Origin of the sequence: Pseudooceanicola sp. (assembly GCF_041987405.1) — a bacterium.
In the GTDB taxonomy this organism is placed as follows: Bacteria; Pseudomonadota; Alphaproteobacteria; order Rhodobacterales; family Rhodobacteraceae; genus Pseudooceanicola.
The window spans coordinates 281,394-302,027 of record NZ_JBHIWR010000004.1; the positions used below are offsets into that span (position 1 = coordinate 281,394).

The following is a 20,634-nucleotide window of genomic DNA, read 5'->3' on the forward strand; positions in this document are numbered from 1 at the left end:
AAGACCGTTCGGGAATCGCCCGGATCATGCTATCCTGTCCCTGCAATGAGGGAGACCGACATGATCCGGACGATACTCGTGACTGCCCTACTGACCCTGCCGAGCCTGGCTGCGGCGCAATCCTCCTGCCAGGACAAACACCAGGCCAGCAATTGCGCCGAAGGCTCTCAGTGGAACGCCGAAACCGGCAGCTGTGAACAGATCGTCTCCAGCTGATCCTCCGGCATTTCAGCCTTTGTTCACCTCTCTGGGGTAACCCTGTCGCGTGATTGGGCAGCAACCCCGGGCGTTTCATGGGCACACTTACCCCGCTGGCGCAGATCGCGCCCTCGGCACAGAACCAGACCGCGCTGACGCGGCGTCAGAAGGCGGCGATCATCATCCGCCTCGCGGTCTCGCATGGGGCGGAGATGTCCTTGCAGGACCTGCCGGATGACCTGCAGGTCGATCTCACCCGCATCCTGGGCGATATGCGCCCGATCACCCGCGACACGCTCCACGAGGTGGTGGAGGAATTCGCGGTTGAGCTGGAGGGCCTGGGCCTGACCTTCCCCCGCGGAGTGGCGGGCGCCCTGTCGGTGCTGGACGGCCGCATCAGCCCCCATACCGCCGCCCGCCTGCGCAAGGAGGCCGGGGTGCGCCAGACTGGTGATCCCTGGGAACGGATCGCCGCGCTGGATCCCCAGAAACTGCTGCCCGTGATCGAAAGCGAAAGCCTGGAGGTTTCCGCCATCATATTGTCCAAGCTGGATATTTCCAAGGCGGCGGAACTGCTTGGCCTGCTGCCCGGGGACAAGGCCCGGCGCATTGCCTATGCCGTCAGCCAGACCAGCAGCGTCACCGCCGACGCGCTGGACCGGATCGGCATCTCCCTCGCCGCGCAGCTGGAGTCGGTCCCCGACAGTGTTTTCGAGCAAGGGCCCGCCGCGCGCGTCGGCGCGATCCTGAACTTCTCCACCGCCTCCGCCCGGGATGAGGTGCTGACCGGGCTGGACGAAACCGACCGCGACTTCGCCGACGAGGTGCGCAAAGCCATCTTCACCTTCGTCAACATTCCCGACCGCATCGCCCCCCGCGACATTCCCAAGGTCGTGCGCGAGCTGGAGCAGGCCGATCTGGTCACCGCCATCGGCGGCGCCGTGTCGGAGCAGGAGAAGCGCGCGGCGGAGTATGTGCTGGGCAACATGTCCGCCCGCCTGGCCGACTCGATCCGCGATGAGGTCGCGGATCTGGGCAAGGTGAAGCCCAAGGATGCCGAAGCGGCGATGAACGCCGTTGTCGCTGCCATCCGGGAGATGGAGGCGGCCGGGGAACTGTTGCTGATCGCGGGCGAGGAAGATCAGGACGGGTGAGAGGTCAGGAAAAGTGAGCTGACATTTAAGGTAAGATTTGCAATGCAAAGCCCTATAATATTGAACAAATTTCGCAACAAGACGCCTCCAAACCTCGAAAATTCACCATTCACGCCGCACAGATAGGACGGGCACGCACTCCCCAAAGCCCGCCAAATCCGGCCCCCGAGACACACCCGCACCAGACAATTCCGAGGCTGGACAGTCCGTCGTGCGGCTCCTAATGCTCCGCCCCATGACGCAAAGCCCGCCTTCGTTTACACCACACCCGAGGACACTCCTCTGATGTGGTCCCGCCTTTCGCTGCAAAACCGCGCGATCCTCCTCATGATTGGCGCCATCTTCTGTTTCACCACGATGGATGCCCTCGCCAAGGCCGTCTCGCTGCGGGAAGGGCCACTGATGGCGCTCTGGGCGCGGTACACGGGGCAGATGATCTTTGTCCTGATCCTCGTCGCCCCGCGCTTGAGGACCGTGGCCAAGACAAAGTTCCCCGGATTCCAGTTCCTGCGCTCGCTCTTCCTCTTCTGCGCCACGGCGACCTTCTTCACCGGCCTCACCTACCTCGGTCTCGCTGAAACGACGGCGATCATGAATATCAACCCGGTGCTGATCACGCTCGGCGCTGCGATCTTCCTGGGCGAGGCGCTCGGCCCCCGTCGCGTGATCGCCATCGCGGAGGCCCTGGCCGGCGCGCTGATCATCATCCGCCCCGGCTCCGGCGTGTTTTCCTGGCCGGCGATCTTCCCGTTGGTCGCGGCGGTCTTCTATTCCTCCTATTCCCTGGCCACGCGCCATATCGGCAATCGCGAGGACCCCTGGACCTCACTGCTCTATGCGGCGCTGCTCGGCTCCTTCGTCACCAGCGGCATGGTGCTGTGGAACTGGCAGACACCGGATGCGGTGACCCTTATTTTGATGGCCTGTCTGGCCATGATCGGCACGATCGGGCAACTGCTGTTCATCAAGGCTTTCAGCGCCGGGGAGGCCGCGATGCTGGCCCCCTTCGCCTATTCCTCACTGATCTTCGCCACCTTCTGGGGCGTCACCGTTTTCGGCGAGCTGCCGGATTTCTGGACCGCTGTCGGCGCGGTTGTCGTTGTCGGCGCGGGCCTCTATGTCTGGCATCGCGAAACCCGCGCCGCGCCCAAGGTGGCGGCGGCGAAGGTCCCCGACACACGCTGAGCGGATAATGGGCATGGAGCCAAAGGACCTACCCCCGCTGACCCGCGCCGGTCAGTATCTGGTGAACCTCATCCTGGGCGGCATGGTCAGACTGGCGCTGGCCCTGCCCTACAGGCTGCGCCTGCCTTTGATCGGCGGCTTCGCCTCGCGCATCCTCTCGCCCCTCGCGGGCTGGCCCAAACGCATCCGCGCCAACCTTGCCCACGCCTGGCCCGACCTCCCGACCGAGGAGGTCGAGAAGATCGTGCGCCAGGTGCCCGACAACGCCGCCCGCACCCTGATCGAGATCTATTCCGGCGCCGAATTCAAGGCGCGGCTGAAGGACATCACCCCCGAAGGCCCGGGCTGGTCTGCGCTGGAAGAGGCCCGCGCCGCGGGGCGTCCGGTCTTCCTCATCTCCGGCCACTTCGGCAATTACGATGCGGTGCGCGCCTTCGTGGCGATGCAGTACGGCGATGTCGGCGGCCTCTACCGGCCGCTGAACAATGTCTATTTCAACCGCCACTACGTCCGCGCCATCCTTCAGACCTCACAACCGGTCTTTGAACGCGGCCGCCGGGGCCTGGCCGAGATGATGAAATTCGTGCGTCAGGGCAATATCATGGCCATGCTGTCGGATCAGCACTTCGGCCATGGCGCGCCGCTCACCTTCTTTGGCAAGACCGCCTATACCGCCCTCTCGGTGCCGGACATCGCGCTGAAATACGATGTGCTGATCCTGCCCTGCTATGGCATCCGGCAGGCGGACGGCCTGTCCTTCCGGCTGTGGTTCGACGAACCCGTGCGCCACAGCACGCCGGAGGAAATGGGCCAGCGCCTGAACGACTCGCTGGAGGCCATGGTGCGGCAGCATCCCGGCCTCTGGCTCTGGCTGCATCGGCGCTGGAAGGATGAACAGGGCCGGTCGGAGGCCTGATGCAAAAGCCCCGGCGCGGGACCGGGGCTGTCATTGCAAGACCGTTCGGGAGCCGAGACCTAGCGCAACCGCGCCGCCGCCTCGATCGGGCCGGGCCCCTTGTGCTGGATCAGCACGACGACCGGTTTCTCGCCCTTCGCCGGAACCTCCGCCGCGAAGGGCGCGCGCGCGTCCCATTCGCCCAGCACCTGCCAGTCCGTCACGATATTGGTATAGGTCAGCTTGTTGCCCGCGTTTTCGCCCCGCGTGATCTCCACGCTGGCTTCGGGCTGATACCGGATCACCTGCACCATCAGCGGCCCGCCCGGATCGCGCAGCGCCTCCGCCCGGATCCTCACGATGCCGCCCTCCGACCGCTGCAGGGTCAGGGTCACGTCGCGCGGCAGATCCCGGTAGGTCTGGATCAGATCCGTCACATCCATGGGATGGTTGCCGACGACATCGCGGTCGCCCTGAACGATCATCTGCGGGGTGTAGACGGACCGGCGGCCCGCAGCCCGGGCATAGCCCTTCTGACGCGCCGAAAAGGCGGGCGAGCCGAAGACATCGCGCCAGCCGATGTAATCCCAGTAATCGACATGAAACCCGAGGGCGATCACATCCTCATGTTCCGCCAGAACCCCCAGAAAGGCATCGGCCGGCGGACAGGAGGAACAGCCCTGCGACGTATAGAGCTCCACCACGACCGGGTGGTCCTGCTCGGCCAGGGCCACCGGGGCCTGCCCCAGAAACCCCAGTGAAATCAATGCGGCAATCCCGATCCGAGCGAGCATCTCTACCTCTGTTCGTTTCTATGCCACTATTGCTAGAGGCACCGGCCTGAAACAGCCAATCAAGGTTTCGCGACCTTTTGCAACTTCGGACCCAAGGCCTCACGCAGATTTGCATACCGTCGCATACATCATTCCGGCGATCCACTTGATCGCCTTCCGACAATCAGGCAGAACCAAGAGAGCCATGACCCTCGCACCTCAGGAAGGGAGCCACCATGCCCATCACCGTCGGACAGGACACCGCCAAGACGCGTCGCACGCTCAAGGTCGGTGACAAGAGCTATGCCTACTACTCCATCCCCGCCGCCGAAGAGGCCGGCCTGGGGGATTTCGCCAACCTTCCCGCCGCGCTGAAGGTGGTTCTGGAAAACATGCTGCGGTTCGAGGACGGCAAGACCGTCACCACCGACGACATCAAGGCCTTCTCCGACTGGGGCAAGAAGGGTGGCAAGAACCCGGACGAGATCGCCTATCGCCCGGCCCGCGTGCTGATGCAGGATTTCACCGGTGTTCCGGCCGTGGTCGACCTGGCCGCCATGCGAGACGGGATCAAGGGCCTGGGCGGCGATGTCCAGAAGATCAACCCGCTGAACCCCGTCGATCTGGTCATCGACCACTCCGTCATGATCGACGAATTCGGCAACCCCCGCGCCTTCCAGATGAACGTGGACCGCGAATATGAGCGGAACATGGAGCGCTACCAGTTCCTGAAATGGGGTCAGGGCGCGTTCGAAAACTTCCGCGTCGTGCCCCCGGGCACCGGCATCTGTCACCAGGTGAACCTCGAATACCTCGCCAAGGCCGTCTGGTCCGACACCGACCAGAACGGCGAAATGGTCGCCTATCCCGACACGCTGGTCGGCACCGACAGCCACACCACCATGGTCAACGGCCTGGCCGTTCTGGGCTGGGGCGTCGGCGGGATCGAAGCCGAGGCGGCCATGCTGGGCCAACCGATCTCAATGCTGATTCCGGAGGTCGTGGGCTTCAAACTGACCGGCAAAATGGTCGAAGGCACCACCGGCACCGACCTCGTGCTCAAGGTCGTGGAAATGCTGCGCGAAAAGGGCGTGGTCGGCAAATTCGTCGAATTCTACGGCGAGGGGCTGGACAGCCTGCCGCTCGCGGACCGCGCCACCATCGCCAACATGGCCCCCGAATACGGCGCCACCTGCGGCTTCTTCCCGATCGACGGCGAAACCCTGCGCTACCTGCGCAATTCCGGCCGCGACGAAGACACCATCGCCCTGGTCGAGGCCTATGCCAAGGAAAACGGCTTCTGGCGTGAACCGGGTTACGAGCCGATCTACACCGATACGCTGGCGCTCGACATGGGCACCATCGTCCCCGCGATCTCGGGCCCCAAGCGTCCGCAGGATTACATCGCGCTGGACAAGGCCGCGTCGGAGTTCGGCAAGTACATCAAGGGTCTGCGCGAAGGGAAAGACGCCAGCGAAAGCACCGAGGCCCGTTGGGAAGGCGAAGGCGGCGCCCCCGAGCCGCGTGAGATCCCCGGCAACGAAGGCCACCACAAACGCGGCTGGTACAAGGACGAAAACGGTTCGGTGCACCAGTTGCACGACGGCTCCATCGTCATCTCCTCGATCACCTCCTGCACCAACACCTCCAACCCCTATGTGATGATCGGTGCGGGTCTGGTGGCCAAGAAAGCACGCGAGAAGGGCCTGACCCGGAAACCCTGGGTCAAGACCTCGCTCGCCCCCGGCTCGCAGGTCGTCTCCCACTACCTCGAAGCCGCAGGGCTTCAGGACGATCTCGATGCCATCGGTTTCAACCTCGTCGGCTATGGCTGCACCACGTGCATCGGCAATTCCGGCCCGCTGGCCCCGCCGATCAGCGAATGCATCAACGACAATGACCTCATCGGCGTCTCCGTCCTGTCGGGCAACCGCAACTTCGAGGGGCGGATCAGCCCGGACGTGCGCGCCAACTACCTCGCCTCGCCGCCGCTGGTCGTGGCCTATGCGCTGATCGGTGACATGAACATCGACATCGCCAACAGCCCGCTTGGCCAGGATCAGGACGGGAACGACGTCTACCTCAAGGACATCTGGCCGTCGCAGAAGGAGATCGCCGATCTGGTCGAGAAGACCGTGACCAAGGAGGCCTTCCAGTCGAAATACGCCGATGTCTTCAAGGGCGACGACAAGTGGCGCTCGGTCGAGACGACCGACAGCGAAACCTACGACTGGCCCGCGGCCTCGACCTACGTCCAGAACCCGCCCTACTTCCAGGGCATGTCCAAGGACCCGGGCGTCATCACCAATATCGAAGGGGCGAAGGTGCTGGCCATCCTCGGCGACATGGTGACGACCGACCACATCTCCCCCGCCGGGTCGTTCAAGGACACGACCCCCGCGGGCCAGTATCTGCTGGATCACCAGGTGCCGGTGCGGGAGTTCAATTCCTACGGCTCGCGCCGCGGCAACCATGAGGTGATGATGCGCGGCACCTTCGCCAACATCCGCATCAAGAACGAGATGCTGGACGGGGTCGAGGGCGGCTACACCCTGGGCCCGGACGGGGAACAGACCTCGATCTACGACGCCGCCATGGCCTGGCAGGACAAGGACGTGCCCCTCGTCGTCTTCGGGGGTGAGCAATATGGCGCCGGGTCGTCCCGCGACTGGGCGGCCAAGGGCACGGCACTGCTTGGCGTGAAGGCGGTGATTGCGGAGAATTTCGAACGCATCCACCGCTCAAACCTCGTTGGCATGGGGGTAATCCCGTTCGAATTCACCGGCGGCGACACCCGCAAGACGCTCGGCCTGAAGGGGGACGAAACGGTCTCCATCTCCGGCCTCGACAGCGTGAAGCCGCTGCAGGAGGTGCCCTGCACGATCACCATGGGCGACGGCACGGTGAAGGAGATCACCCTGAAATGCCGGATCGATACCGCGATCGAGAAGGAATACATCGAACATGGCGGCGTGCTGCACTACGTGCTGCGCGACCTGGCCAAGGCCTCCTGACCGCGCCTGACAGATGACCGAAAGGGGCTCTCCGGAGCCCCTTTTCTTTTCCGGGTCCAGCAGGGAAATTGCCCCATGACCGACCGTCCAGCCATCCTCGTGACCGGCGCCGCCCGGGGTATCGGCCGCGCCATTGCCATAGCGCTGGCCCCCGACCATCGCCTCGCCCTCACCTGGCGCAGCCCGCCGCCCGACGCAGATGATCTGACCGGCCAGGGGCAACTCGCCATCCCCGCCGATTTCACCGACCCCGCCGCCCCGGCCCGCGTTATCGCTGAGGCCACCAGCGCCCTCGGCCCCCTTTCCGGCCTTGTCCTCAACGCCGGGGCCATCGCGGAAGGCCCGCTGGAGACCTTCGACATGGGCAAGGCCGAGGCAATCATGCGCGTCAACGCCCTGGCGCCCGTGGCGCTCGTCTCCGCCGCCCTACCCCACCTCGCCCCCGGCGCCAGCATCGTCACGATCACCAGCATCAACGCCCGCTTTCCCGCCGCCGGTGCCCTGGCCTATTCCGCCTCCAAGGCCGCGTTGGAGAACGCCACCATCGGCATGGCCAAGGCCCTCGGCCCGCGCGGCATCCGGGTCAACGCCGTCGCCCCCGGCGCGGTCGAACGCGACCACGCGCCAAGGCCGGAGGCGCTGCAAAAGGCTTTCCTGGAGGAAACCGCGCTGGACCGGTTGGCGGAACCAGAGGAGGTCGCGGCCGCCGTGCGGTTCCTGCTGTCACCGGCGTCCTCGGGGATGACGGGGACGGTTCTTCCGGTGAGCAAGGGGTTCCGGTTGTGAGATTACGCGGGACCTGACGCCGAAAGGTCTATAGCAACGCCATTTAGAGGTCCCGTCAATCTCTCGAGCGCCTCAGACAGGCAGCAACGCCGCCGCCACACGCCGCCCCTCGCTCAGCAGGACGTTGTAGGTCCGGCAGGCGGCGGGGGATGCCATCGGCTCCACCCCGATCCCCGCCTCGTCCAGCGCGGTGCGAAAGGCAGGCGGCAGATAGGCCATCTCCGCCCCCGTTCCGATGAACAGCACGTCGATCTGACCGGCCAGCGGCAGCAGCGCCGTCAGGTCCTCGTACCCGCCCCAGGGGCTCACCTTGTCAGCCGTGACCAGCACCGGCCCCTCGGTCACCTCGCCCCCGATACGAAAGAAGCCGGGGCCATAGCCGTCAATCGGACGCGCCTTGCCATAGTCGAACTCGTTCAGTTGCATGTCGTCCCCTTTGAAGGTGGGCCCTAGTCGAAGACGGGCAGCCCCAGCACCACCGCCAGCGCGATCAGCGAATAGGCCGCCCCCCGGTAGAGCCTCTCAAACTCCGGCCGGAAGAGCAAATGCCCCACCCAGGTCCCCGCGCCATAAGGCAGGGTCAGCAACAGACCAAGCGGCAGCACCGCCCAGGTCACCACCCCCTGCAGCGCCATCAGCGGCAGGATCAGCACGGAGGTCACCGTCAGAAACACCAGCGTCATCGCCCGGCTGCGCGCGGCCCCGTCCGGCCCGGCCAGCTGAAAGATCACCACCGGCGGGCCGAGCAGCCCGAGGGCTCCGCCACAGAACCCCGCCAGCAAGCCGACCACTCCCTGTGTCACCCGTGTCGGCGCCGCCCGCAACCGCCACCCCGCCACCAGGGCCACCAGCGTCAGCGCGATCAGCGCCACCATGGCCCATTTCAGCCAGGTCACATCCACCGTCCGCAGCACCAGGATGCCCAGAGAGGCCGATATGCAGGCGCAGAGGATCTGCCAGGTCACCGCCGCCCGGTCCACATCCCGCCAGGCCTTGGGCACCACGGTGACCAAGGAGGACACGGCGGACACGGTAAAGGCGGCTATGGCGATCTCCAGCGGGACGACCCGCGCGGCGACCGGAACAAAGATCAGCGCCGCGCCGAACCCGGCAAAGCCATAGACCACGCCCGAAACGAAGACCGTAAAGAGCAGCACCGCCAGCCCGAGCGCGCTGACGCCCTCGGGCAGCCAGTCAGGCATCGATATTGGCGAACTGGTTGCCGGTGGTATCCGTCGGCTTGGACCAATCGCGTTTGACGCCCAGCCAGAGCACCACGTTCTTGGCGACATAGACCGAGGAATAGGTCCCGATCACGACGCCCCAGGTGATGGCAAAGACAAAGCCCCGGATCACGTCCCCGCCCAGCACCAGCAGGGCGATCAGGGCGATCAGTGTCGTGCCGGAGGTCATCAACGTCCGGCTCAGCGTTTCATTGACCGAGAGGTTCATCACATCCTGCAGCGCCTTGGTCTTGTACTTGCGCAGGTTTTCCCGCAGCCGGTCGAAGATCACCACCGTATCGTTGATCGAATATCCGATGATCGTCAGCAGCGCCGCGATGGTCGCCAGATCGAACCTGATCTGCAGCAGCGAGAAGACCCCGATCGTCACCAGCACATCGTGGAAGAGCGCCGCAACCGCGCCGACCGAGAACTGCCATTCGAACCGCAGCCAGATGTAGAAGAGGATCGCCGCCAGCGCCGCCGCGACAGCCAGCACCGCCGTCTGGATCAACTCGCCCGAGACCTTGGGCCCGACGGATTCGACAGAGGTGAAATGAATGCTCTCATCCAGCGCCTGCAGCGCCGCCTCCACCTGGGAGGTCGTCTGGGCACTCACGCTTTCTTCACCGTCCTGCGCCTGAATCCGGATCATCGCCACATGTTGGTCGGCCCCGAAGGAGGGATCGAAGACCTCGGAGATCGAAACATCCCCCAGCCCGAGCGGCGCGATGGCGTCGCGATAGGCGCCCACATCCACCGGTTGTTCCGACTGTGTCCGAAGGGTCGTGCCGCCGCGGAAGTCGATGCCGAAGTTCAGGCCCACGCTCAGCCACAGCGCCAGCGAGGCGATCATCAGAACGACGGAAAAGCCGAAGGTGATCTTCCGGTACTTGAAGAAATCCCAGTCGGTATTCTGGGGAACCAGTCTCAGCCGCATGTCACACCTCGATCTGCTTGGGCCGTGCCCGTTCGAACCAGGTCACGATCAGCAGCCGCGTCACCCAGATGGCCGTGAAGACCGACGTCATGATCCCGATGCCAAGCGTCACCGAGAAGCCCCGCACCGGGCCGGAGCCCAGAACGAAGAGGATCACCGCGATGATGAAGGTCGTGATATTGGCGTCGATGATGGCGCTCAGCGCACGTTCATAGCCCTGTTCGATGGCCCGCGCAGGCCCCTTGGCACTGCGCAGTTCCTCGCGGATGCGTTCGAAGACCAGCACGTTGGCATCCACCGCCATACCGATGGTCAGCACGATCCCCGCGATCCCCGGCAGGGTGAGCGTTGCGCCTACGAGGCTGAGCAGGCCGAAGATCAGCCCGACGTTCAGCACCAGCGCGATATTGGCGAAAATCCCGAACAGCCCGTAGGAGGCGAACATGAAGACCAGCACCGCGACACCGGCCACGATACAGGCGATCTTGCCCGCCTGGATGCTGTCCGCGCCCAGTTCCGGCCCGATCGTCCGCTCTTCGAGGAAATCCAGCCCCGCAGGCAGGGCGCCAGCACGCAGCAAGACCGCCAGGTTGGTCGATTCCTCGACCGTGAAATTCCCGGTGATGATCCCGGACCCGCCCGCGATATGGCTCTGGATCACGGGGGCGGAGATGACCTCGTCATCCAGCACGATGGCGAAGGGGTTGCCGATGTTGTTGGCGGTATAGTCGCCGAACTTGCGCGCCCCTCCGGGGTTGAACCGGAAGCTCACCGCCGGGCGGCCGTTCTGGTCAAACGACGGCTCCGCATCCACCAGCTCCTCGCCGGTGACGACGGGGGTGTCCTCCAGCACGTAGAACTGGCCCTCCTCGTCCATCGAGGGCAGCACTTCCTCCCCCGCCCGGGCGACCGTCTGATCGTCGGAGGTGCGCCGGATCACCGGCTGGAAGGTCAGCTGCGCCGTGGTGCCGATGATCGCCTTCAGTTCCTCAGCCGAACCGACGCCGGGCACCTGGATCAGGATCCTGTCCGCGCCCTGGCGCTGGATCGTGGGTTCGCGCGTGCCGACCTCGTCAATCCGGCGGCGGATGATTTCCAGCGATTGCCGCACCGTGCGGTCATCCGTTGCTATGCGTTCCGCCTCCGACAGCGAGACGATCAGCACGTCGTCTTCGCTGCGCACGTCCAGGTCCGACTGCCCCGCGCCGGTCAGGCTGACGACGGGGCGCGAGATCTCGCGCACGATGCTCATCGCCTCGGACATCGCCTCGGGGTTGGAGATCCTGACCCGCAGCTCATCCGCCGGCCCCTGTTGCAGCCGGATCGTGCCCACGGTGTCGCGGGCATCGCGCAGCCGCGTCCGCACATCGGGCCAGAGGCCCTTCATCCGCGTGGCGTAGACCTCGTCCACCTTGACCTCGGCCAGCAGATGCGCCCCGCCCCGCAAGTCGAGACCCAGGTTCACCAGGCCGGAGGGCAGGAAGTCGACCCAGCCCTCGCCGGGCTGACCGACGGTCTGTGCGTCATTGTAGCGCTCGACCTGACCATAAAACAGGTTCGGCGCGGCCAGCAAAAGGCCAAGCGCCACCGTGCACCAGATGAGAATACGTTTCCACAGCGAGATCTGCAGCATCGCGAGGCCCCTTTGCGGTCAGGCTCAGCTGGCGTCAGCCGGTTCGGTCTTGGATTTCACATCCGCCAACGTGGACTTGATGACACGCACTTTCACGCCATCGGCGATCTCGACCTCGACCTCGCCATCCTCGCGCACCTTGACGACCTTGCCGACGATGCCGCCCTGGGTCACCACCTGGTCGCCGCGCCGCACGGCATTGACCATCGCCTGATGGTCCTTCAGCTTTTTCTGCTGCGGCCGGATCAGCAGGAAATACATGATCGCGAAGATCAGGATGAGCGGGAGAAACTGGGCGATTGCGCCACCTTCCATGGGCGGATTCCTTTTGTCTGGCGGGCGTCCCGCAGGGTTTGGCGGAACCTATGAGCGGGGCACGGGGATTGCAAGACTATGTCGGGCGCTGTCGCAAGGGAACCGCAGGCCATCGGGCGGGCCCCGGGGTGCGCGCCGCCCCCCGCATGTGTGCCCTATGAGCCGAAAATTTGCCCTCACGCCGCGCCGCAGCAACAGGTGACGCGACGCCAACGACTAAAAAGCTGTATTTAACCTTTACCTTACGACTCCCTCCACAGTATCGGCCAAGAAAAAACGGAGCAGAATCAGTGGCCGGACTACTTCTACAGAGCATCCTCGAGACGAGGATCAATTTCATCATCGCCGCCGCCGGGGTCTGCGCCCTGACCGCGGCGACGCTGATTCTGCTGATGCGGAATGCGGAAATCGCCAGCGACGCACAGCGCCGCTTCGCTGCCATCTGGGTGGCTGTCGTTGCCGGGGTCGGCGTCTGGACGACGCATTTCGTTGCCATGATCGGCTATCGCCCCGACGCGGCGCTGACCTATGACTTCGGCCTCACCAGCCTGTCGATCTTTGTCGGCATCGCCTGTGTCGGCCTGCCAATCGCCGCCAGCATCTTCTTCGACGACCGCCCCCTGCGCACCACCCTCGGCGCGCTGGCCGGGCTGGGCGTCGCCGCCATGCACATGACGGGGATGAGCGCGATTGAAAATTGCCTGGCCACCTACAACCCCGTCGTCCTGACGCTTGGCGTACTGCTTGGCGTGGGTGGCTGCGCCAATGCCCTGCGGGAGGATTCCGCCGACGGTGGCAGCAGCCTGGCCAGCGGGGTGAGCCTTGTCATCGGCATCTGCGCCCTGCATTTCACCGCCATGGCCAGTGTCGAGCTCGATCTGGTGCCGGCAATCACCTCCGGAATCGGCGGCACCTTCCTGTCGATCATGGTGGCGCTCGTCTCGCTTGGCGTCTTCACCGCCGCGATCCTTGCCACCTTCAACCACCGACGCGCCCTGGCCATGCAGCGCGCCGGGATCTGAGCCCCAGCCGTTCTGACTAATGTGGAAGGTTCCTACGCAAGCTCGTGTGCAGTCGGACGTCTATCGGGTTCAATCTTCGAAGATTTTGTCGCACCACTGATCAAACGCACCGCCCGGCGGCAACGCCGGGCAGCGCCGACCCGCCCCGTCGCACCGGAGGTGCGCCAAACAGGCTGGCACGCCGCTGGCGTGACGGGCGGCGCTTTCGCGCCACCCTCGGGTCGGTCGCTGCCCTCGGCAAGGACTTGAACCCGTCGAGAACCACACGAAACAGAACGGCCGGAATCTGAACCGCGCCCTAGCGCCGCGTCCAGCCCCAGAGGCACAGGATCTCCGTCGCCACATGCGCCCCTGCCACGGCCGTGATCCCCGCAGGGTCGAAGGGCGGGGAGACCTCCACCACATCCCCCCCGGTCAGGCGCACCCCGGCGATCCCACGCAGGATGGCCGCCGCCTGGGCGGAGCTCAGCCCGCCCCAGACCGGGGTGCCCGTGCCCGGCGCGAAGGCGGGATCGAGGCAGTCGATATCGAAGGTCAGATAGGCCTGCGCCTCACCGACGACCCCGCGCACCTTCTCCGCCACGGCTTCCGGCCCGGTGCGATGCACCTCTGCCGCGTCGATGACATGGATGCCGCAATGATCGTCGCAGGTGGTGCGGATGCCGATCTGGACCGATCGGTCCACGTCAATCAGCCCCAGCTTGGCCGCCTTGTAGACAAAGGTGCCATGGTCGATCCGTTCCATGTCGTCGTCTTGCCATGTGTCCGAATGGGCATCGAACTGGATCAAGGCCAGCGGCCCGTATTTCTCCGCATGGGCCTTCAGGATCGGCAGGGTGACGAAGTGATCCCCGCCCAGCACCAGCGTCCCCACATCCTGCGCCAGAATCCCAGCAATATGGGTCTGCAGCGCCTCGGGAAACTCCCAGACCTTGGCATAGTCGAAGGCCAGATCGCCGTAGTCCGCCACCGCGAATTCCGTCAGCGGGTCATAGCCCCAGCCATAGGGCGGATCATAGGGCTGCAGGGTCGAGGCCTCGCGGATCGCCCGCGGCCCGAACCGCGTGCCTGTTCGGTTCGTCACCGCCTGATCGAAGGGCACGCCGGTCACTGCCAGGTCGACCCCCGTCAGATCCTTGGTATAGCGCCGCCGCAGAAACGAGGTCGCCCCGGCAAAGGCATTCTCGTAGGACAGCCCCCGCGCATCCTTCCGCGTGAAGGCATCGTCGATCTGGGTTTTCGCATCTTCCAGCGCCATGTCTTATCCTTTCACCGGCTGCGCAGCCTCGACGAGGCGCACGAAGTAGGACGCGCCAAGCGGCGCGATCTCGTCGTTGAAATCATAGTCGGGCTGATGCAGCCCCGCGCGCCCCTCGCCCGCACCAAGGAACATAAAAGCCCCGGGCCGCGCCTGAAGCATGTAGGAGAAATCCTCCGCCCCCATTTCCCGCGCCTCCCTATAGACCACCTGATCGGAGATGCCCCGCGCCACATCGGCGGCAAATTCGCTCTTCTCCACATCATTCACGGTGGCCGGGTAATGGCGGTCATAGTCCAGCCGCGCCTCGATCCCGAAGGAGGCCGCCTGCCCCGCCACGATCTCGCCCATCCGGCGCTCCACCATGTCCTGCACTTTCGGATCAAAGGTCCGCACCGTGCCGTTCACATAGACCTTGTCCGGCACCACGTTTTCGGCCGACCCCGCATGGATCTGCGTGACCGAGACAACTAGATCGTCCTGCGCATAGTGATTGCGCGAGACGATGGTCTGGATCGCCTGCACGATTGACACGGCACAGGGGATCGGGTCCTTCGTCTCGTGCGGGTTCGCGGCATGACCGCCGACGCCCTTCACATGGATGTGGAAGGTATCCACCGCCGCCAAGACCGGCCCCGGCCCGGTGACGAAACTGCCAAAGGGAAGTCCCGGCGCATTGTGGATCGCATAGACCTGCCCGATGCCGAAGCGGTCCATGATCCCCTCCTCGACCATGACGCCGCCACCGCCGCCTTCCTCTTCGGCGGGCTGAAAGATCAGCGCGACGGTGCCGGTGAAATTCCGCGTCTCCGCCAGGTATTTCGCCGCGCCAAGCAGCATTACCGTATGGCCGTCATGCCCGCAGGCATGCATTTTGCCAGCCACGGTACTGGCATGATCCGCCCCCGTCGCCTCGTCGATCGGCAGGGCGTCCATATCGGCGCGCAGCCCGATCACCGGCCCCTCGCCACGCCCGTGGATCAGCGCCACGAGCCCGGTCTGCGCGATCCCCTCGTGGATCTCGTCCACGCCGAACTCCCGCAGCCGCGCGACGACAAATCCGGCCGTCTCATGACAGTCGAACCCCAGTTCCGGGTGTTGGTGCAGATACTGCCGCCAGCCCCGCATCTCTTCGGCATAGCCCGCCACTCGATTGATCACCGGCATCTCTGGACTCCTTGCGCCGCGCTCGTCACCTTGGCACCAAATCCGAAACAACGGAGGGCCGCAATGCCCCGCGACGCCATCCATGACCTTCCCGAAGGGCTGGAGCAGCTTCTGACCATCATGCAACGCCTGCGCGATCCGCAGACGGGCTGCCCCTGGGACGTGGAACAGACCTATGCCACCATCGCCCCCTACACGATCGAAGAGGCCTATGAGGTCGCCGATGCGATCGAACGCGGGTCGATGCCCGAGTTGCGGGGCGAACTGGGGGACCTGCTGTTCCAGGTGGTATTCCACGCCCGCATGGCCGAGGAGGAGGGCCATTTCTCCTTCCACGACGTCACCCGCGATGTCGCCCGGAAAATGATCGACCGACACCCCCATGTCTTCGGCGACGAAAGCCGCGACAAGAGCGCCGAACAGCAGACCGTCGACTGGGAAACCGTCAAGGCCGCCGAACGCGCCGCCAAGGGGGCCTCCGGCGTGCTGGATGACGTGGCCGTGGGCCTGCCCGCGCTGTTACGTGCGCTAAAGCTTCAAAAGCGCGCCGCAAGGGTCGGATTTGACTGGCCTTCCACCGATGAGGTCCTCGACAAGATCGCCGAGGAATCCGCCGAACTGGTGGAGGCGCGCGACACCCTGGGCCCTGACGAGATCGAGGAGGAGATGGGCGATCTGCTGTTCGTCATGGCCAACCTCTCCCGCCATATGGGCGTCGATCCGGAGGCCGCCTTGCGCCGCGCCAATGCCAAGTTCACCCGCCGTTTCCGCGCAATCGAGGCCGCGCTGGCCCAACAGGGCAGGACGCCCGACGACAGCGATCTGGCAGAAATGGACGCGTTGTGGGACGCGGCCAAGGCGGCGGAGAAACGCACAAAAGATCTTGAGTAAAGAAATCAGATATTGACCTGAGTAAAACACTTGGATTTAAGCGCGGTGATTGCAACAGTAGGAGGCCCATATGCCCTCGACTCTTCGCACCGCCGTCATGGCAGGTGGTATCGCGCTTATCTCCCTCCCCGCCATCGCGGAAGAGGTGAACCTCTATTCCTATCGCCAGCCTGAGCTGCTGGCCCCGCTGACCGAGGCCTTCACCGAAGAAACCGGCATCAAGGTCAACGTCGCCCATCTCGACAAGGGCATGGTCGAACGGCTCCAGGCCGAGGGCGACCGCTCTCCCGCCGATCTGGTCTTCACCGTGGACATCTCGCGCCTCAACGCCGTGGTCGAGGCCGGTCTGACCCAGCCCGTCACCTCCGACGTGCTGACCGCGAACATCCCCGCCGCCTACCATGACCCGGACGGGCATTGGTGGGGCCTGACGACGCGCTCGCGCATCGTCTACGCCTCCAAGGACCGCGTCGCCGACGGCGAAGTCACCACCTACGAGGACCTCGCCGACCCCAAGTGGAAAGACCGTATCTGCATCCGCTCCGGCACCAACGCCTATAACGTGGCGCTCGTCTCCGCGATGATCCACCACCACGGCGAAGAGGCCACCAAGACCTGGCTCGAAGGCGTGAAGGCCAACCTTGCGCGTAAGCCCCAGGGCAACGACCGCGCACAGGTCAAGGCGATTTGGGCGGGCGAATGCGACATCTCCGTCGGCAACACCTACTACATGGGCAAGATGCTGGAAGACGAGGAACAGAAGGAATGGGCCGACTCGGTCCGCATCGTCTTCCCGACCTTCGAGAACGCGGGCGCACACATGAACATCTCTGGCGTGGCCATGACCAAGGCGGCCCCGAACAAGGAGAACGCGCTGAAGATGATGGAATTCCTCTCCTCTCCCAAGGCGCAGGAAATCTACGCCGAGGCGAACTACGAATACCCCGTCGCGCCCGGTTCCGAGCCCGCCGAACTGGTGAAAAGCTGGGGCGATTTCACCCCGGATGACACCAACCTGATGGAACTGGCCAAGCTGCGCCCGCAGGCGCTGCAACTGATCCAGTCCGTCGATTTCGACGGCTGATAAGGCCAAAGACACGACCCAATCCCCTCCCCCCACTGGGGGGAGGGTCAGGAAGGGGGCCTTCCCCCTTCACCCGACTGGCGGAATGCACGCCCTCCGCCACGGGACCTGTAGACATCCCCGCTGCATCGGTTAACTGTCCCTGCACCATCCGACACAGCAGGACCCCGCATGCCCCGCCGCATCATCATCGACACAGACCCCGGCCAGGACGACGCGGTCGCCATTCTGCTGGCGCTTGCCAGCCCCGAAGAGATCGAGGTGCTGGGCATCACCGCCGTGGCGGGCAACGTCCCCCTGGCGCTTACCGAAAAGAACGCGCGCATCATCTGCGAACTGGCCGGCAAGCCCGAGACCAAGGTCTTTGCCGGCTGCGACGCGCCGATCCGCCGCAAACTCGTCACCGCCGAACATGTCCACGGCCAGGCCGGGCTGAACGGCCCCAAATTGCCCGATCCGGTGATGCCGCTGCAGGACCAGCACGGCGTCGATTTCATCATCGACACCCTGCGCGCCGAACCCGCAGGCACCGTCACGCTCTGCCCCCTCGGCCCCCTGACCAATATCGCCCAGGCCTTCACTCGCGCCCCCGATATCGTTGAGAAAGTTCAGGAAATCGTCCTCATGGGCGGTGCCTATTTCGAGGTCGGCAACATTACCCCGGCGGCCGAGTTCAACATCTACGTCGACCCCGAGGCGGCGCAGATCGTCTTCCGCTCCGGCGTGCCGATCACGGTGATGTCGCTGGATGTCACCCACAAGGCCCTGGTCACCCCCGAACGCAACAACGCCTTCCGCGCCCTCGGCACGAAGGTCGGCATCGCCGTGGCCGAGATGACCGATTTCTTCGAACGCTTCGACAAGGAGAAATACGGCTCCGACGGGGCGCCGCTGCATGATCCCTGCGTCACCGCCTACCTGATCCGGCCCGACCTTTTCACCGGTCGCCACATCAATGTGGAGATCGAGACGACCTCCGAGCTGACCCTCGGCATGACCGTCGCCGATTGGTGGGGCGTCACGGACCGGCCCCGGAACGCGATGTTCATGGGCACGATCGACGCGCAGGAATATTTTGACCTCCTGACCGAAAGGCTGGCCCGCCTGTGACCGCGCTGACCCTTGCCAAGACCGAAGACCTCGACCGCCTCCTGCCCCTCGTCCGCGCCTTCCACACCGAAAGCGGCATGGACGTGTTGGAGGAGGAACGCACGGCCGGTCTGAAACCGCTGCTCGAGGGCTCGCCCTACGGCGGCGTCTGGCTGGTCGGGCCGCCGCGCGCGCCGATCGGCTATGTCGTGATCTGCTTTGGCTGGTCGGTGGAATTCGGCGGCATGGATGGTTTTGTCGACGAGCTCTACATCCGCCCCTCTGTCCGCGGCCGGGGCATTGGCACCGACGTTCTGATCAACCTGCCGAAACAACTGGCCAAGAACGGGTTGCGCGCGATCCATCTGGAGGTCTCCCGCGTCGCCGTCCGCACCCAGGAGGCCTACAAGCGCGCCGGATTCAAGCCGCGCGCCGACTACATGCTGATGACCCGGCGCATGTAAGCCTCTGGACCTCGCCGGTCCGGACACCTACCTCTGTCCCATGACCCTCGCGATCCCCTTCGACAACAGTTACGCCCGGCTGCCCGCCGCCCTCTTCACCCGGCAGGATCCCGTCCCCGTCCCGGAGCCGCGCCTGCTGGCCTGGAACGAGGCCTTGGCGGAGGAGTTGGGAATCACCGGAACGCCAGATGCCGCCATCTTTGCCGGCAATGCCCTGCCGGATGGCGCCACCCCCCTGGCGCAGGCCTATGCCGGGCACCAGTTCGGCGGCTTCTCGCCCTCCCTCGGCGACGGGCGCGCCCTGTTGCTGGGCGAGGTGATCGACCGACAGGGCCAGCGCCGCGACATCCAGCTCAAGGGCTCCGGCCGCACGCCCTATTCCCGGGGCGGCGACGGCCGCGCCTGGCTGGGCCCGGTCCTGCGCGAGTATGTGGTGAGCGAGGCGATGCACGCCATGGGCATTCCCACCACCCGCGCCCTCGCCGCCGTCCTGACGGGCGAGGAGATCTACCGCGAAACCGCCCTTCCCGGCGCGGTGTTGACGCGGGTCGCCGCCAGCCACCTGCGCGTCGGCCATTTCGAGTATTTCGCCGCCCGGGACGACCGCGCCTCGCTCCAGGCCCTCTACGACCACGCCGTCGAGCGTCACGACCCCGGTGCTCAGGACCCTCTGGCCTTCCTGCAAGGGGTCATCACCCGCCAGTCCGCCCTCGTGGCCCGCTGGCTTGGCGTGGGCTTCATTCACGGTGTGATGAACACCGACAACACCACGATCAGCGGTGAAACCATCGACTATGGCCCCTGCGCCTTCATGGACAATTACCACCCCACGACGGTCTACAGCTCCATCGACCGGCATGGGCGCTATGCCTACGACAACCAGGTGCAGGTCCTGCCCTGGAACATGGCAAAACTCGCCTCCGCCCTGCTTCTGCTGATGCCGGACCCCGACGCCGCCATCCAACCCTTTACCGAGGCCGTCCACGCCATGCCCGCGCTGATCGAGGCGCAGCGGCAAAAGGTCTTTGCTGCCAAGATCGGCATCACCACCCCGCGCGACGGGGATGCCGCGCTGATCGACGATCTGCTAGCCCTCATGCAGGCGGGCGGTTCGGATTTCACCAATACCTTCCGCGCCTTGCCCACCAATGACGCGAAGGATCACCTGGCCGACCGCGAGGCCTTCCTCGACTGGACCGCCCGCTGGCACGACCGGCTGGCCGAGGAACCGGACCCCGCCGCGCTGATGACCCGCAGCAACCCTGCCGTCATCCCGCGCAACCACCGGATCGAACAGATGATCACCGCCGCCGTCGCTGGCGACATGGCCCCATTTGAAAGGCTGATGTCGGCGCTGGCGCGGCCCTATGCAGAGCCCGCGGACCCGGACCTCACCAAACCTCCCGCACAGGATGAGGTCGTCACCGCAACCTTCTGCGGAACCTGAGCAATTCAGGAGAACGTCATCCTCGGGCTCGCCCCGAGGATCTCCCACCCATCCCGCGCGCCTGTGCCACAAGACCCCGGGTCAAGCCCGGGGGAT

The 20,634-nt window shown here is 65.1% G+C and carries 20 protein-coding genes; 12 read left to right on the plus strand and 8 right to left on the minus strand.

The window, feature by feature from the left end:
• Positions 1 to 60 precede the first annotated feature (60 nt).
• The 4 genes from ACFC2Y_RS12430 to ACFC2Y_RS12445 all read left to right on the plus strand — a co-directional run bounded on the left by ACFC2Y_RS12430 (position 61) and on the right by ACFC2Y_RS12445 (position 3,453).
• The gene (locus ACFC2Y_RS12430) at positions 61 to 216 is read left to right on the plus strand and encodes a hypothetical protein (RefSeq protein ID WP_375172757.1); all 156 of its coding nucleotides are present in this window, start codon (positions 61 to 63) and stop codon (positions 214 to 216) included.
• Positions 217 to 293: 77 nt separating this feature from the next.
• Positions 294 to 1,352 (plus strand): flagellar motor switch protein FliG, encoded by a 1,059-nt coding sequence (locus tag ACFC2Y_RS12435; RefSeq protein ID WP_375172756.1) that lies wholly within the window; start codon positions 294 to 296, stop codon positions 1,350 to 1,352.
• 285 nt (positions 1,353 to 1,637) lie between these two features.
• Positions 1,638 to 2,537 carry a DMT family transporter gene (locus ACFC2Y_RS12440; RefSeq protein WP_375172755.1) on the plus strand — a complete coding sequence of 300 codons (900 nt, stop codon included), beginning with the start codon at positions 1,638 to 1,640 and terminating at the stop codon, positions 2,535 to 2,537.
• A 13-nt stretch (positions 2,538 to 2,550) separates the two neighbouring features.
• Positions 2,551 to 3,453, plus strand: coding sequence for a lysophospholipid acyltransferase family protein (locus tag ACFC2Y_RS12445; protein ID WP_375172754.1), 903 nt, complete (start codon positions 2,551 to 2,553; stop codon positions 3,451 to 3,453).
• Between the two features lie 59 nt (positions 3,454 to 3,512).
• On the opposite strand, the gene ACFC2Y_RS12450 is transcribed toward ACFC2Y_RS12445, so the two are convergent.
• The gene (locus ACFC2Y_RS12450; protein WP_375172753.1) at positions 3,513 to 4,226 is read right to left on the minus strand and encodes a DUF1223 domain-containing protein; all 714 of its coding nucleotides are present in this window, start codon (positions 4,224 to 4,226) and stop codon (positions 3,513 to 3,515) included.
• A 215-nt stretch (positions 4,227 to 4,441) separates the two neighbouring features.
• Here ACFC2Y_RS12450 and acnA point away from each other — a divergent pair, with 215 nt between their 5' ends.
• Both acnA and ACFC2Y_RS12460 read left to right on the plus strand, forming a co-directional pair.
• Positions 4,442 to 7,219: an aconitate hydratase AcnA gene (gene acnA, locus ACFC2Y_RS12455; RefSeq protein ID WP_375172752.1), complete on the plus strand. Its 2,778-nt coding sequence runs from the start codon at positions 4,442 to 4,444 to the stop codon at positions 7,217 to 7,219.
• Between the two features lie 75 nt (positions 7,220 to 7,294).
• The gene (locus ACFC2Y_RS12460; protein WP_375172751.1) at positions 7,295 to 8,005 is read left to right on the plus strand and encodes an SDR family NAD(P)-dependent oxidoreductase; all 711 of its coding nucleotides are present in this window, start codon (positions 7,295 to 7,297) and stop codon (positions 8,003 to 8,005) included.
• Positions 8,006 to 8,077: 72 nt separating this feature from the next.
• Here the strand turns inward: ACFC2Y_RS12460 and ACFC2Y_RS12465 are convergent, their stop codons facing one another.
• From ACFC2Y_RS12465 to yajC, 5 genes are read right to left on the minus strand one after another with little or no spacing between them, the layout of a single operon-like run.
• Positions 8,078 to 8,431, minus strand: coding sequence for an Mth938-like domain-containing protein (locus ACFC2Y_RS12465; protein ID WP_375172750.1), 354 nt, complete (start codon positions 8,429 to 8,431; stop codon positions 8,078 to 8,080).
• A gap of 23 nt (positions 8,432 to 8,454) precedes the next feature.
• Positions 8,455 to 9,207 (minus strand): sulfite exporter TauE/SafE family protein, encoded by a 753-nt coding sequence (locus tag ACFC2Y_RS12470; RefSeq protein ID WP_375172749.1) that lies wholly within the window; start codon positions 9,205 to 9,207, stop codon positions 8,455 to 8,457.
• Complete coding sequence (gene secF / locus ACFC2Y_RS12475) at positions 9,200 to 10,168, minus strand: protein translocase subunit SecF (protein ID WP_375172748.1); 969 nt, start codon at positions 10,166 to 10,168, stop codon at positions 9,200 to 9,202. Before secF ends, ACFC2Y_RS12470 begins: the two co-directional genes overlap by 8 nt.
• A gap of 1 nt (position 10,169) precedes the next feature.
• On the minus strand, positions 10,170 to 11,801 hold the full coding sequence (secD, locus tag ACFC2Y_RS12480) for a protein translocase subunit SecD (protein WP_375172747.1): 1,632 nt from the start codon (positions 11,799 to 11,801) through the stop codon (positions 10,170 to 10,172).
• 24 nt (positions 11,802 to 11,825) lie between these two features.
• Positions 11,826 to 12,116 carry a preprotein translocase subunit YajC gene (yajC, locus tag ACFC2Y_RS12485; protein WP_375172746.1) on the minus strand — a complete coding sequence of 97 codons (291 nt, stop codon included), beginning with the start codon at positions 12,114 to 12,116 and terminating at the stop codon, positions 11,826 to 11,828.
• A gap of 290 nt (positions 12,117 to 12,406) precedes the next feature.
• Here yajC and ACFC2Y_RS12490 point away from each other — a divergent pair, with 290 nt between their 5' ends.
• Complete coding sequence (locus ACFC2Y_RS12490; RefSeq protein ID WP_375172745.1) at positions 12,407 to 13,138, plus strand: MHYT domain-containing protein; 732 nt, start codon at positions 12,407 to 12,409, stop codon at positions 13,136 to 13,138.
• 298 nt (positions 13,139 to 13,436) lie between these two features.
• Here ACFC2Y_RS12490 and speB read toward each other — a convergent pair whose 3' ends face one another.
• The gene (speB, locus tag ACFC2Y_RS12495; protein WP_375172744.1) at positions 13,437 to 14,396 is read right to left on the minus strand and encodes an agmatinase; all 960 of its coding nucleotides are present in this window, start codon (positions 14,394 to 14,396) and stop codon (positions 13,437 to 13,439) included.
• Positions 14,397 to 14,399: 3 nt separating this feature from the next.
• Entirely contained in the window at positions 14,400 to 15,563 is a 1,164-nt protein-coding gene (locus ACFC2Y_RS12500; RefSeq protein WP_375172743.1) for a M20 aminoacylase family protein, read from the minus strand.
• Between the two features lie 63 nt (positions 15,564 to 15,626).
• Between ACFC2Y_RS12500 and mazG the strand changes: the two genes are divergently transcribed.
• The 5 genes from mazG to ACFC2Y_RS12525 all read left to right on the plus strand — a co-directional run bounded on the left by mazG (position 15,627) and on the right by ACFC2Y_RS12525 (position 20,538).
• Positions 15,627 to 16,454, plus strand: a complete 828-nt coding sequence (gene mazG, locus ACFC2Y_RS12505; protein WP_375172742.1) for a nucleoside triphosphate pyrophosphohydrolase — start codon at positions 15,627 to 15,629, stop codon at positions 16,452 to 16,454.
• A 70-nt stretch (positions 16,455 to 16,524) separates the two neighbouring features.
• Positions 16,525 to 17,538, plus strand: coding sequence for a Fe(3+) ABC transporter substrate-binding protein (locus tag ACFC2Y_RS12510; protein ID WP_375172741.1), 1,014 nt, complete (start codon positions 16,525 to 16,527; stop codon positions 17,536 to 17,538).
• Between the two features lie 171 nt (positions 17,539 to 17,709).
• Positions 17,710 to 18,648: a nucleoside hydrolase gene (locus ACFC2Y_RS12515; protein ID WP_375172740.1), complete on the plus strand. Its 939-nt coding sequence runs from the start codon at positions 17,710 to 17,712 to the stop codon at positions 18,646 to 18,648.
• Complete coding sequence (locus ACFC2Y_RS12520) at positions 18,645 to 19,091, plus strand: GNAT family N-acetyltransferase (RefSeq protein WP_375172739.1); 447 nt, start codon at positions 18,645 to 18,647, stop codon at positions 19,089 to 19,091. Before ACFC2Y_RS12515 ends, ACFC2Y_RS12520 begins: the two co-directional genes overlap by 4 nt.
• A gap of 40 nt (positions 19,092 to 19,131) precedes the next feature.
• A complete protein-coding gene (locus tag ACFC2Y_RS12525; protein ID WP_375172738.1) occupies positions 19,132 to 20,538 on the plus strand; it encodes a YdiU family protein in 1,407 nt (468 codons plus the stop codon).
• The last annotated feature ends 96 nt before the right edge of the window (positions 20,539 to 20,634 follow it).